Annotated in this window: 12 protein-coding genes and 3 tRNA genes; 12 read left to right on the top strand and 3 right to left on the bottom strand. The window is 68.6% G+C overall.

Features of this window, described 5'->3' with window-relative positions:
* Positions 1–48: 48 nt before the first annotated feature.
* Together HGG74_RS08870 and HGG74_RS08865 are read left to right on the top strand one after the other, a co-directional pair.
* Entirely contained in the window at positions 49–213 is a 165-nt protein-coding gene (locus HGG74_RS08870; RefSeq protein WP_168485984.1) for a hypothetical protein, read from the top strand.
* A 3-nt stretch (positions 214–216) separates the two neighbouring features.
* Positions 217–663, top strand: a complete 447-nt coding sequence (locus HGG74_RS08865; protein WP_168485983.1) for a hypothetical protein — start codon at positions 217–219, stop codon at positions 661–663.
* A gap of 18 nt (positions 664–681) precedes the next feature.
* Here the strand turns inward: HGG74_RS08865 and HGG74_RS08860 are convergent, their stop codons facing one another.
* A complete protein-coding gene (locus HGG74_RS08860) occupies positions 682–1,626 on the bottom strand; it encodes an NAD(P)-dependent oxidoreductase (RefSeq protein ID WP_168485982.1) in 945 nt (314 codons plus the stop codon).
* A gap of 127 nt (positions 1,627–1,753) precedes the next feature.
* Between HGG74_RS08860 and HGG74_RS08855 the strand changes: the two genes are divergently transcribed.
* From HGG74_RS08855 to HGG74_RS08835, 5 genes are all read left to right on the top strand, one after another.
* Entirely contained in the window at positions 1,754–2,314 is a 561-nt protein-coding gene (locus HGG74_RS08855) for a hypothetical protein (RefSeq protein ID WP_168485981.1), read from the top strand.
* The gene (locus HGG74_RS08850; RefSeq protein WP_168485980.1) at positions 2,314–3,441 is read left to right on the top strand and encodes a PQQ-dependent sugar dehydrogenase; all 1,128 of its coding nucleotides are present in this window, start codon (positions 2,314–2,316) and stop codon (positions 3,439–3,441) included. Before HGG74_RS08855 ends, HGG74_RS08850 begins: the two co-directional genes overlap by 1 nt.
* A 113-nt stretch (positions 3,442–3,554) precedes the next feature.
* Positions 3,555–3,630 (top strand) — tRNA-Lys (locus tag HGG74_RS08845).
* 124 nt (positions 3,631–3,754) lie between these two features.
* A tRNA-Lys gene (locus HGG74_RS08840) sits at positions 3,755–3,827 on the top strand.
* Positions 3,828–3,980: 153 nt separating this feature from the next.
* On the top strand, positions 3,981–4,205 hold the full coding sequence (locus HGG74_RS08835) for a catalase (RefSeq protein WP_281356105.1): 225 nt from the start codon (positions 3,981–3,983) through the stop codon (positions 4,203–4,205).
* A 200-nt stretch (positions 4,206–4,405) separates the two neighbouring features.
* On the opposite strand, the gene HGG74_RS08830 is transcribed toward HGG74_RS08835, so the two are convergent.
* Positions 4,406–4,870: a MarR family winged helix-turn-helix transcriptional regulator gene (locus tag HGG74_RS08830; RefSeq protein ID WP_312856792.1), complete on the bottom strand. Its 465-nt coding sequence runs from the start codon at positions 4,868–4,870 to the stop codon at positions 4,406–4,408.
* A gap of 127 nt (positions 4,871–4,997) precedes the next feature.
* Between HGG74_RS08830 and bcp the strand changes: the two genes are divergently transcribed.
* The gene (bcp, locus tag HGG74_RS08825) at positions 4,998–5,468 is read left to right on the top strand and encodes a thioredoxin-dependent thiol peroxidase (RefSeq protein WP_168485978.1); all 471 of its coding nucleotides are present in this window, start codon (positions 4,998–5,000) and stop codon (positions 5,466–5,468) included.
* A gap of 114 nt (positions 5,469–5,582) precedes the next feature.
* Positions 5,583–5,667: transfer RNA gene (locus tag HGG74_RS08820), tRNA-Leu, on the top strand.
* Positions 5,668–5,722: 55 nt separating this feature from the next.
* Here HGG74_RS08820 and HGG74_RS08815 read toward each other — a convergent pair.
* Positions 5,723–5,971, bottom strand: a complete 249-nt coding sequence (locus tag HGG74_RS08815) for a hypothetical protein (RefSeq protein ID WP_168485977.1) — start codon at positions 5,969–5,971, stop codon at positions 5,723–5,725.
* A gap of 262 nt (positions 5,972–6,233) precedes the next feature.
* Between HGG74_RS08815 and HGG74_RS08810 the strand changes: the two genes are divergently transcribed.
* From HGG74_RS08810 to HGG74_RS08800, 3 genes are all read left to right on the top strand, one after another.
* Positions 6,234–7,904: an ABC transporter substrate-binding protein gene (locus HGG74_RS08810; RefSeq protein WP_246262778.1), complete on the top strand. Its 1,671-nt coding sequence runs from the start codon at positions 6,234–6,236 to the stop codon at positions 7,902–7,904.
* 133 nt (positions 7,905–8,037) lie between these two features.
* Positions 8,038–9,534, top strand: coding sequence for a malate:quinone oxidoreductase (locus HGG74_RS08805; protein WP_168485975.1), 1,497 nt, complete (start codon positions 8,038–8,040; stop codon positions 9,532–9,534).
* Positions 9,535–9,569: 35 nt separating this feature from the next.
* Positions 9,570–12,683: an efflux RND transporter permease subunit gene (locus HGG74_RS08800; RefSeq protein ID WP_168485974.1), complete on the top strand. Its 3,114-nt coding sequence runs from the start codon at positions 9,570–9,572 to the stop codon at positions 12,681–12,683.
* Positions 12,684–12,785 lie beyond the last annotated feature (102 nt).

Raw genomic sequence — 12,785 nt, 5'->3', positions numbered from 1 at the left:
AAGAACTGTTGGATTGAACTTCACTTTGCATGCGGCCATAATGGCGCCGTGACTACTGCAGCCGCCCTGTGCGCCCTGGCCGTTGCCGCCGTTGTGGCCCGGCCCGCCGTTGTCATCCACCGGGGCGGCGGGCCGGTCCCCCGCAGCCACGCCTGGAAAGCCGCGGAAACCGACCACTTCGCGCTGCCGGCGAAGTCCCTCCGCGTGCTCTGACCCATGCGCGGCAGCGACGAACTCAAGGAAATCCTCAGCGGCATCTTCGACAGCCAGATCCCCAACCACGGTGACTACAACCTTGTCTTCGCCAGCGCCGTGCCGGAGCCGGGCACAGCCGGCAACCCGGGGCCCTGCTATGTGCTGGGCTACCGCTGGAGACCGCATGAGCTGGTGATCGCGCCGGTCGACCCCGCCGGGCCGGCCGCCGCCGGCACGCCGGTGGCCATCGACATGACCAACCTCTCGCACGCGGTACAGCTGGCCGGAAGGCATGCTGCGGAACCGGACCCGGGCACCATCGAATACGAGGTGGGCAACAGCACGGGCCGCATCTTCCGCTTCGAGGTGGCCGGCGAAGGGGTGCTGCCGGGCAGCGGCAGCATCGAGCAGGTGCAGGACGCCGAAGACTTCCACCAGTTCATGGCCTCGCTCATCAGCATGGCCTAGGCGTGCCCGCTCTGTCGGTCAGGCGAACGGGCCGGGCCGGACCAGGTTCTCCGGCCGCTCCCCCCGGGCCAGGCGTGCCAGCTGACTGCGCAGCAATTTGACCATCCGCGGCCCGAACGCCGTGGTATTGCCGCCCACATGCGGGGAAATGATGATGTCATCACTCCGCCACAGCGGATGGTCCGGCGGAAGCGGTTCGGGGTCGAAGACATCCACCGCAGCCTTCAGCCGGCCGGAGAGCACCTCGCTGGTCAGCGCCTCCGGATCCACCACCGCCCCGCGGGCCACGTTCACCAGCAGGGCGCCGTCAGGCATGGCGGCCAGCACTTCGGCATCCACCAGATGACGGGTGTCCTCGTCCAGCGGGGTGACCACGATCATCACATCGCACCGGCCGGCCAAGGCCACCAGTTCGTCCGTGCCGTGCACGTGCCCGGCGTCGTCGTCGCGGGCGGTGCGGCCCACCCTGGTCAGTTCAACCTCGAACGGTTCCAGCCGGCGGCCAATCCCGCGGCCGATGCCGCCGACGCCGACCAGCAGCACCCGGCTGTCGGCCAGGGACCGGCGGCGCACCGAGTTCCAGAAGGCCGCGGACTGGTCGCGCACCATTTGGTCGATGCCGCGCAGCGAGGCCAGGACCAGGCCCACGGCAAGTTCTGCGGTAGCAGCGGCATGGACCCCGGCGGCACTGGCAATGGCCACCTCCGGACCGACCAGTTCGGCGATGCCGTCATAGCCGGTGGTCTGGGTCTGCACCAGCTTCAGCTGCGGCAGCGTGCCGAGCACCCGCCAGTCCCCTCCTGCCATATAGGGCAGGATGACGGCGTCGATCTCCTGGGCGCGCACACCTTCCGGGTCCCCGCGCAGGTCCCACAATCCGGCTGTGAATCCCGCAGGCAGCGGCGCCACCGATTCCAGCAAGGCCGGGTCCGGGAAAGTAATGGTGGTGATCGCCTGGGCCATGTAGGAACCTTATCGGATGGGCCAGTCCCTTTCGCGCCGCTGCCGCGGCACGCTATGGACAGGTCCCGGCCGTGGCCGTAACGTACGCATCAGCCGGCGTGGGAAATTTCTTCGGGAAGGCAGCGCCATGGGTACTTTCATCTGGACACTGACCATTGCCGCGGGTGCCGCACTAGCCTGGCGGCTGACCCATAAATCCGGCCAGGTGGCCGCGAACTCCTCTGCTGCCGGGACGGTGTCAATGACCCGCGATACAGCTGCCGCCGCAGCCTCCGGATCACCGGCGGCCATTGCACGGACCGCGGTTCCGGATGCCGCGGAGGAACCCATCGACGGCTGGACCTACAGTGCCGCCGACACCGCGGCGACGGATCCGCCTGTGGAAGACCAGTACATTGAAGACATCGCCGTGGCCCCGCATGCCACACCGATCGATCCGGGGTCGGAGCCGTCGCCTTGGCGGATCCGGAAGACTGCCCCGGCTTCACCCGCCGAGCCGGCGCCGGCCGGGAACCGCCCGGACGCCGGACAGAAAGGAACGCAGATGCAGGACAAGGGCCGGGAAGGCAACGCCGCCGATGGCAAGGACCTGCCGCAGGACGCAGGCTATGACGAATCCGAATGGGACGGCGACGAGGGCGAGCGTCTGGTCGACCCGGACGCCCGTGACGGGGAACCGCGCGACTGATGAACCCGACCGGCCAAAGCCGGCACAACCGGTTCCCCGCCGCAGGCCTGGCGCTGGCGGCAGCCGCCCTGCTCGCGCTCGGCGCCTGCACGGCGCCCGGCAGCACCGGATCCGGGCCGGACGGCGCCGGGACCGGGACGGGGACCGGCGGCGCCACTAGCGCCTCCCAGCCTGCGGCGGGCACCGGAAGCGTGACCACGGTGGCCAGCGGACTGGAAACACCCTGGTCCATCGCAGTGCTGCCCGATGGCAGCGCCCTGGTCTCGGAAAACGACTCAGGCCTGATCAAGCACATTGTCGACGGCCGGATGGCTGCCTCGGTGGAAGTTCCCGCGGAGATCGACCCGACGGGTGAGGGCGGGCTGATGGGCTTGGCGCTCAGTCCGGAGTTCGAGAGCGACCAGCGGGTCTTCGTCTACCTCACCGCTCCGGAGGACAACCGGATCCTCAGCTACCGCTGGCAGGACGGGCAACTGCTGGATGAGCGCCTGGTACTCGGCGGGATTCCCAAGGCCGGCTTCCACAATGGCGGCCGCCTCAAGTTCGGGCCGGACGGCCACCTGTACATCGGTACCGGCGACGCGACGGACGCAGGCACGGCCCAGGATCTTGCCTCCCTGGCCGGGAAGGTCCTGCGGATCACCCCCGCCGGAGATCCGGCACCGGGCAATCCCTTCGGTGACAGCCCGGTCTACAGTTACGGGCACCGGAATGTCCAAGGGTTTGCCTGGGACTCTTCCGGGCAGTTGTGGATCAGTGAGTTCGGACCGGACCGGGACGACGAGCTGAACCGGATCGAGCCCGGCGGCAACTACGGCTGGCCTGTCGTCACCGGCGCACCCGGCGACGGGCGCTTTATCGACGCCGCGTACGTCTGGCCATCGACGCGGGAGGCCTCCCCCAGCGGCATGGCCATCATTGAGGACGTCGCCTGGCTGGCCGCCCTGCGCGGGCAGCGGCTGTGGCGCGTGGACCTGGGCGGGACCATTTCCGGTGAGGCTGTCAGCGACCACCTCACAGGCGAATTCGGCCGGCTGCGGGACGCTGCCGAGGCGCCGGACGGATCGTTGTGGGTATTGACGAACGGCGGCAGTCCGGACCGCATGCTCTCAGTGCCGGTGAGGTAGCTCTCAATCGCCCCTCCGATTTCACTTTCACCCGGAATTCGTGTAGTGTTTCATGTCGTTGCGAGGGAAGCTGCGGGGGTAAAACCGCACGGAAACCGCACAAAAACAAATCTGCACCTCTAGCTCAACTGGCAGAGCAATTGACTCTTAATCAATGGGTTCCGGGTTCGAGTCCCGGGGGGTGCACCAAAAGGGAACCGGCTTCGGCTACGCGGAATCCGCGACCGGCGGCGGTTCTCTTTTTGCCCGGAAACGGGCGCCGGTTCCTTGGAACCACCGTTGCGGACGCCTTTCCAGAGTCAGCCGCAGCACTGCACCTCTAGCTCAACTGGCAGAGCAATTGACTCTTAATCAATGGGTTCCGGGTTCGAGTCCCGGGGGGTGCACGTCATCAGCCCGCCGGACCAGGCAGACAGCCCGCTCCGGCGGGCTTCTTTCATGCCCGGGAACAGGCAAGGCCATGACAGATGAGGCCAGCCGTCCCTCAAACCGGACCCGAACGGGGCGATTACCCGAAGTGGGGCCTGTATGCGCGGATCATGAGCGACGACGAGCATCCCGAGCTGGACTGGGACCCGCTGGATGACACCAAGACCTGGCCGAAACCGGACTCACCGCCGACGCTGGTGGACCGGACCTTAGGCTACAGCGACACCCAGCGCTACCGGGCAGGCCCGGACTACCTGCAACTGCCGGTCAATTCCCGGCGCGTCCCCGTGGCCACCAACCAGACCGGCGCAAGATGTCCTAGGGCCGGGAGCTGACCGGCCGGCTCACCCGGGCCCAGACTCCACGCGCCAACGACTACCTTCAGGCAGGTCGACGACGAGCCCGGCTCCCGGATTGGGGACCCTGACCGCTTGCGGGCCGAACGAGCGGGCGGACGTGACCCGGCAGCCTCGGTCCGCACGTGCACAGACGATGGCATCCCGCAGCCGGCGGGGTGCCATCGTCTGTGCACGTATCAGTCCTGGCCCGTCCAGCCAGCCGGGGGCGGTCCGGCCAGGCTCCAGCGGCTGCTGCCCAGCCGCCGGATGATCCCGCGCAGCAGTTCCTGCAGTTCGTCCGTGGCCTGCTCAGTGTCGGCAGCCAGACTGCGCTCGAGTTCCCTGGCCTGCGCGAGCGCAACTTTGCCCGATTCGGAAATCGACACCCGGTGGGCCCGCCGGTCCGCTTGGCTGCGGGCGCGGTTGATGTGCCCGTGCGCCTCCAGCCGGGACAACGTCTTGCCCATGGTCTGGGCCTGGACCCGGGCCCGGGCAGCCAGCAGCGTCTGGGCCATGGGACCTTCCGTTTCCAGCACTTCCAAGGCGATCACCCCGGCGTGGGTCAACCCCAGGTCCGCTAGTTTTTCATTCCACACGTGTTCCACCAGACGCGCGGCTGTGGAGAGCAGACGCGGCGTTGGCCAGCTGTTCAAATCGGGCACCTTCCAATTATAAGTCGCACACGGTTGGCCGATATAAGCCACCCCCTGCCGGCCGGGGCTTTCGGCGATTTGGCTATGCTGGTGGAAACGTCCCCTGCCTTCAGCTGCCGCATCGAGGAGCCAGCCCATGACCGAACGACTGACCACCGGCGACGCCGCACCGGATTTCACCCTGCAGGACCCGGAGGGCAACGAAGTCTCGCTGGCCGGGTTCCGCGGACGCCACGTGGTGGTGTACTTCTATCCGGCCGCATCGACACCGGGCTGCACCAAGCAGGCCTGCGACTTCCGGGACAACATCGCCTCACTGCAGGGAGCCGGCTACGACGTCGTCGGCATTTCCCCGGACCCGCTGCCGAAGCTGGCGAAGTTCGCGCAGAACGAAGCCCTGAATTTCCCGCTGCTGTCCGATCCCGACCACGCCGTAGCCGCAGCGTACGGGGCCTGGGGGGAGAAGAAGAACTACGGCAAGGTCTACGAAGGCCTGATCCGCTCCACCGTGGTGGTCGATCCGGACGGCAAGGTGTCCCTCGCACAGTACAACGTCCGGGCCACGGGCCACGTGGCCAAGCTCCGCCGGGATCTCGGCCTCGATTAGCGCCCACGAGCCCGCTCCGGCTGCTGTGCCTGCCCTCAGGAGGCCCAGGCCTTCCGGCTGCAGCCGCTGCGGGTACAATTGTCAGGTGCCCGGGCCCGGTCCCGGCACCGCACTGCGCGAGTGGCGAAATTGGCAGACGCGCTGGATTTAGGTTCCAGTGTCTTCGGACGTGCGGGTTCAAGTCCCGCCTTGCGCACCATTACCTGTCCGGTACGTGCCTGCGGCCGGAACCGGAGAACCTGACGGAACGGCGCTCAGCGGTGCCGCTGCCGGGCCATGTGCAGCATCGCGGCAAACGCGGCGATAAAGAGCAGTTCGAACACTGCCAGGGTGAGCACCCAGCCCCACAGTCCCTCGCCCACGGCCAGGACGATGCCCAGCACCACGAACAGCGATCCCATGGCCAGCACCAACACGGCAAACCCGATCGCCACGGCCTCGCTGCGCACCCCGGTCCGGAAGCCGAATCCTTCCGGACGGTGATCTTCATTGGACACTGCCATCACAAGACCATCATCGCCCACCTGGGGCCAAACGGCACCGGTCCGGCACAGGATCCTGCCAAGTGGTGAAGATCACGCCGCCCCTAACCGGCGGCCTTCCCGTGGCAGCGTCTGCCGGCCTCCCCGTTCGCTGCCTGCCCCACACGCTCCGCGTGCGGGGACCCCTGGCCGCTCCCTTACCTCGCTCCGCTCGGGGCGGGTCCCTCGGCCGCTAGACTGGACTTCCACCTTATGGCCGGCCCCGAGGAGCACCAGCTTGAGCATGTCCCCCGCGCGCCGCACCGTTCTTAAGGCCGGTGCCGCGGCCGCGGCGGTGCTGCTGACCGGCTGCACCTCCGGCCCGTCCCCGACCGCGTCCAACGGAACATCCGCACCGCCGTCGTCCCCGGCCACCGCGCCGCTGAGGTTCACCATGGGTACCGCTGCCAGCCCGGCAGGGCTGGATGCCGCGCTGGTGGTGGACACCGAATCGTTCCGGGTGACGCGGCAAATCCTGGAACCGCTCATCGGTGTGGACCCGGACACCGGCGTGCCGGCACCGCGGCTGGCCACCACATGGGAAGAGCTCGAGAACCGCCGCTCGTACAGGTTCACGCTCCGCTCCGGCGTCACCTTCCACGACGGCACCCCGTTCGACGCCGAAGCCGTCCGGATCAACTTCGAGCGCTGGTTCAACCTGCCGAAGAAAATCCGGCCGGCCGAAGGCAGGCTGCCCTTCGAGGCGGTCTTCGGCGGCTTCGCGGACAGCTCCGCGGAGCCGCTGTACGTGGACTGCAAGGTACTCGGCCCGCTGGAAGTCCAGCTGGACCTGAACCGGCCCTACACCGGGCTGGTGGCCGCCCTGGCCTCACCGGCGTTCGGCATTTCCTCCCCGGCAGCCCTGGCCAAGGGCCGGGCGGACGAACTGACGGAGGAACACAACGGCACCCGAATCTCAAGCTACGCGCTGCATCCGGTGGGGACCGGCCCCTTCAAGCTGGAGAGCTGGAAGGGCCGCACAGTGGTGCTCTCCGCCTTCGAGGGCTACTGGGGTGCGGCCAGCCAGGTCGCCACGGTGGAGTTCACGGTGCTGCCGCATCCGGCCGCCCGCGCCCGGGACCTGCTGGCCGGTGAGATCGACGGCTACGACCTGGTCACCCCCGGCACCTATACGGATCTGGCGCGCAACGGCATGCAGGTGCTGCCGCGGGACCCGTTCTCGGTGCTGTACCTGGGCATGAACCAGGCTTCCGGCCCGCTGGCGGACGTGCGGATGCGCCAGGCGATCGCCCATGCCATCGACCGCGGCGCCCTGATCGACGGCTTCTTCCTCCAAGGCACCCGCGAGGCCAGGCAGTTCATTCCGCCCAGCCTCGGCGTCAACAACGAGCAGATCACCTACTACGGCTATGACCCGGAGCAGGCACGGGCCCTGCTGAAGGCGGCAGGTTACGACGGCGAGCCGATCACCTTCCACTATCCGCTCAACGTCACCCGCGCCTACCTGCCCACCCCGGAGAAGGTCTACGCGGAACTCAGCCGCCAGCTCACTGCCGTCGGACTCACGATCAAGCCGATGCCGGTGGCCTGGGACGACGGATACCTCAGCCAGATCCAGGGCACTGAGAAGCACCAGCTGCACCTGGCCGGGCTGAGCGGCAGCTACCGGGATCCGGACCAGTTCGTTGGAGCACTTTTCGGCGCCCCCAGCGCGGAGTTCGGCTTCAACAGCGCCGTGGTCTTCAGCCGGATCGCCCGGGCCAGGGCGCTGCCGAACGGTCCGGAGCGCACCCAGGCCTACCTGGACATCAACGACCTGCTGGCCAGGCGCCTGCCCGCCCTGCCGCTGGCCTTTCCGATCTCTGCGCTCGCGATGGGCCCGCAGGTAGAAAGCTACCCCGCCAGCCCGATGCTCGAGGAGGTCCTCAACCTCGTGCGGCTCAGGACCAGCTGAGGAACCGCAGACGCTACCACGCCGGCTGCCGCCGGGCTGTAGCCCGGGTCACACCGGCGGCAGGCAATTTCGGTCCGGATGCGACCCGGGGGTAACCTCTATACGCTGGCAAAGCTGCTACGGGAGATTCAAGTTGACTGCACATACCCCTTCGGGATCATCCACCTCGAACATTGACGTTGCCCTGATCGGCGGCGGAATCATGAGCACCACCCTCGGTTCCTTCATCAAGCAGCTGCAGCCGGAGTGGAGCATCAGCCTGTTCGAGAACCTGGACCAGGCCGGACTGGAAAGTTCCGGCCCTTGGAACAACGCCGGCACCGGTCACGCCGCGCTGTGCGAGCTGAACTACTCCCCCGCCGGCCCCGACGGCTCGGTCGCCACGGCCAAGGCCGTGGGCATCAACGAACAGTTCCACATCTCCCGCCAGTTCTGGTCGCACATGGTCACCAGTGGGTATCTCGGGTCTCCGAAGGAATTCATCAACCCGATTCCGCACATGAGCTTCGTCTGGGGCGACGCCCACGCCGATTACCTCAGGCGCCGTTACGAGGCCTTCAAGGCCGAGCCTGTCTTCGAGCAGATCGAGTTCACCGAGGATCCGGCCCGGCTGGCTGAGTGGGCCCCGCTGGTCATGGCCGGACGCGACCCGCAGCAGCGGGTGGCGGCCTCCCGCGTGGCCGGCGGCACGGACGTGGACTTCGGGGCCCTCAGCCGCAAACTGGCCGGCTACCTGGCCGGCAGCGGGGCCGACATCAACTTCGGCCACCGGGTCACCGACGTCGCCCGCGGCACCGACGGCCGCTGGGAACTGACGATCAAGGATCGCGCGACCGGGCAGAAGAAGTCCGTCCGCGCCCGGTTCGTCTTCGTCGGCGCCGGCGGCGGCGCCCTGCACCTGCTCCAGCGCTCGGGCATCCCCGAAGCCAGGGGCTTCGGCGGTTTCCCCGTCTCCGGCCAGTTCCTGCGCTGCACCGACGAATCCGTCATCAACCGGCACGCCGCCAAGGTTTACGGCCAGGCGGCCGTAGGCGCCCCGCCGATGTCGGTGCCGCACCTGGATACCCGCTTCGTCGACGGCAAGCGCTCGCTGCTGTTCGGTCCGTACGGCGGGTTCTCCCCCAAGTTCCTCAAGACCGGGTCCTTCCTCGACCTGCCGCTGTCCGTCCGGCCGTCCAACCTGATCCCGATGCTCGCCGTCGGCAAGGACAACCTGGGCCTGGTCAAGTACCTGATCACCGAGGTCCTGAAGACCCGCGAGGGCAAGAACGTGGCGCTGCGCGAGTTCTTCCCCGAGGCCGAGGGCGGGGACTGGGAGCTGATCACCGCCGGCCAGCGCGTCCAGGTCATCAAGAAGGACGCGAAGAAGGGCGGCGTCCTGCAGTTCGGCACCGAGGTCATCACCTCCGCCGACGGCAGCATCTCCGGCCTGCTCGGCGCGTCCCCGGGCGCTTCCACCGCGGCGCCGATCATGATCCAGGTACTCGAGCGCTGCTTCCCCACTGAATTCAAGAACTGGGAGCCGAAGCTGAAGGAAATGCTCCCGGGGTACGGCGTGAAGCTGAACGACAATCCGTCCCTGCTGGCCGAGATCACCGCCGACACCAACCGCGTGCTGCAGCTTGGCTGACGCCGGGCAGCCTCCCGCCGGCCGGGCTTGAGGCCATGCACCGGCTGGCCACACTGTCCCTGGCGAACCGCGCGCTGATCGCCCTCATTACGGTTTTCGTGGCCGTCTTCGGGGTCATCACCATGGGTTCCCTGAAACAGGAACTCATCCCGTCCCTGGAACTTCCGCGGGTCACGGTGCTGGCCTCGATGCCGGGGGCCTCGCCGGAGGTGGTGGACAAGCAGGTCAGCGAGCCGCTGGAGCGTGCGCTCACGGCCGTGGAGGGCCTGGAGTCTTCCACGGCCACCTCGCGCACCGGGCTGTCCACGGTGAACCTGGCCTTCGTCTACGGCACCAATCTGGACCGCGCCCGCAGCCAGGTGGACCGCGCCATCTCCAACGCCCGCCAACTGCTGCCCGAGGATGTCTCGCCGCAGTCCCTGGCCGGCAGCGTCAGCGACTTCCCGGTGGTCTTCATGGCCGTCTCCTCGGACCTGCCGCTGAGCGAGCTGAATACCGAACTGCAGCGGCTGGCCGTGCCGCGGCTGCAGAAGCTCGACGGCGTCCGCGGGGCGGAGGTGACCGGCGGGGCGCGCCGGCATATCTCGATCCTTCCTGATGAGGACAAGCTCAGGGACCACGGCGTCACCGCCGCCGCCATCGCCGGCAGCCTTGAGAACAGCGGCGGACTGGTTCCTGCCGGTACCGTCGATGCGCAGGGCAAGTCCCTCTCCGTGCAGGTCGGCAGCCCGCTGGAGAGCCTCGGAGCCATCCGGAACCTGCCGCTGGACGCTCCGGGCGAACCGGTGACCATCGGCGAGGTGGCCCAGGTACGCATCGACGATGACGAACGCACCTCGATCACCCGGACCAACGGTGCCGAGACCCTGGCCTTGGCCGTGACCAAGACGCCGGACGGGGACACCGTGGGCGTGTCGCGGGCCGTCGCCGCCCTGGTGCCTGACCTGGAGGCCGAACTGGGCCACGGTGCGCAGATCACCACGGTGTTCGACCAGGCGCCGTTCATCGAGAAGTCGATCAAGGACCTCACCACCGAAGGACTGCTCGGCCTGGGCTTCGCCGTGCTGGTCATCCTGGCCTTTTTGTTCTCGGTCCGGTCCACGCTGATCGCGGCCGTCTCCATCCCGCTGTCCCTGCTGGCCAGCTTCATCGCCTTGGCCGCGCTGGACTACTCGCTGAACATCCTGACCCTGAGCGCCCTGACGATTGCGATCGGCCGCGTGGTGGATGACTCGATCGTGGTGGTGGAGAACATCAAGCGCCATCTGGCCTACGGCGAGGCCAAACGCACGGCCATCCTGACCGCCGTGCGCGAAGTGGCCGGCGCCGTGACTGCCTCCACGCTGACCACCGTGGCGGTGTTCGCCCCCATTGCCTTCGTGGGCAACCTGGCCGGAGAGCTGTTCAGGCCTTTCGCCGTCACCACGGCCCTGGCGCTGCTGGCCTCCCTGGCGGTATCCCTGACCATCGTGCCGGTGCTGGCCTACTGGTTCGTCAAATCCCCGGACCAGCGCCTGGACCCGGCCAGGGTGCGCGCGGCAGCCCAGGCCCGGGAGTCCCGCTCGAAACTGCAGCGCGGCTATCTGCCGGTCCTGGCCACCACCCAGCGGCACCCGGTACTGACGCTGGCCGCCGCCGTCCTCGTGCTGGCCGGAACAGTGGCGATGGTGCCGCTGATGCAGACCAACCTGCTGGGTGATTCCGGCCGGAACAGCTTCAACCTGCGCCAGGAAATGCCTGCCGGCAGCAGCCTCGGGACCACCGACGCGGCGGCTCGGAAGGTGGAGAACCTGCTGCACGCCACCGAGGGCGTCAAGGACGTCCAGGTCACCCTCGGCAACTCCACGGCCGGATTGGGCGGCTTCCTCTCCGCCGGCACCAACGTGGCCCAGTTCACCGTCACCACTGAGGAAGGTGTGGACCAGGAAGGGCTGCGCGACTCGGTGCGGGAGGCGGTGCAGGCCCTGCCCGGCGCCGGGACCATCACCCTGGGCACGCAGGGAGGCGGCTTCGGCACTTCCGGCACCGTGGATGTCACCCTCTCCGCGGCGGACGCCCGGGACCTCAAGGCCGCCTCCGACGCCGTCGTGAAGGAGCTTGCGGACGTCCCCGGCGCGGCGGAGGTCTCCAGCAACCTCGCCGCCGAGGAGCCGGTAGCCCAGGTCAGGATCGACCGGGCCAAGGCGGTGGCGGCCGGGCTGAGCGAACAGGAAGTGTCCGGGCTGCTGGCTTCCGCCATCAGCCCGCTGCCCGGCGGCACGCTGCGGATCGGCACCACCGACTATCCGGTGCAGATCGGCGAGGGCCGGCAGTTCGACAGCGTCGGGGAGCTGCGCGCTGCCAGGATTCCGACGCCGGCCGGGCCCGTCCGGCTCGCGGACCTCGCCACTGTCACCGAGGAGCAGGTTCCCGCCACGATCACCACCTCAGGGGGCGAGCGGACCGCCGTCGTCTCCGTCACCCCCGGCGGCGACAACCTCGGGGCCCTCAGCGCCGAGGTCCGGGCCCGGCTCGGCGGCGCAGCCCTGCCGGCGGGAGTCACCGCGACGCTGGGCGGCGCCGCCAGCCAGCAGGCCGAATCCTTCCGGCAGCTGGGCCTGGCGCTGCTGGCCGCCATCGCGATCGTGTACGTGATCATGGTGGCCGCCTTCAAGAGCCTCGTCCAGCCGCTGATCCTGCTGGTGTCCGTGCCGTTCGCGGCCACCGGCGCCATCGCCCTGCTGGCCGTCACACGGATCCCGCTCGGCCTGCCGGCGCTGATCGGCATGCTCATGCTGGTGGGCATTGTCGTCACGAACGCGATCGTGCTGATCGATCTGATCAACCAGTACCGCCGCGGTACGGCGGACCAGGCGGCCATGAGCGTGGCCGAGGCCATCCGGCACGGGGCCCGGCAGCGCCTGCGCCCGATCCTGATGACGGCGCTGGCCACGATCTTCGCACTGACCCCGCTGGCCCTGGGGCTGACCGGGGACGGCGGATTCATTTCCCAGCCGCTCGCCGTCGTCGTCATCGGCGGCCTGGTCTCCTCGACCGCGTTGACCCTGGTGCTGGTGCCCGTGCTGTACCGCCTGGTAGAGGGCCGCCGGGAACGTCCCGCGGGGGGCCCGGCCGCGGAACTGCGGGAACCGGTGCACGCCTCCGTATAGCCTCCGCAGCCGCCCGCCCGGGCGGGTGCTCCGGAGCGGAGCCAGCTGCAAGAGATTGGGGCGCTCCCGCAGTGTCGGCTACGCCGCCCGTTCACGGCCTGC

It is taken from the genome of Arthrobacter mobilis (genome assembly GCF_012395835.1).
Lineage (GTDB): Bacteria > Actinomycetota > Actinomycetes > Actinomycetales > Micrococcaceae > Crystallibacter > Crystallibacter mobilis.
The sequence above is the reverse complement of the archived record's forward strand: the minus strand, read 5'-3'. Positions and strand labels throughout refer to the sequence as shown.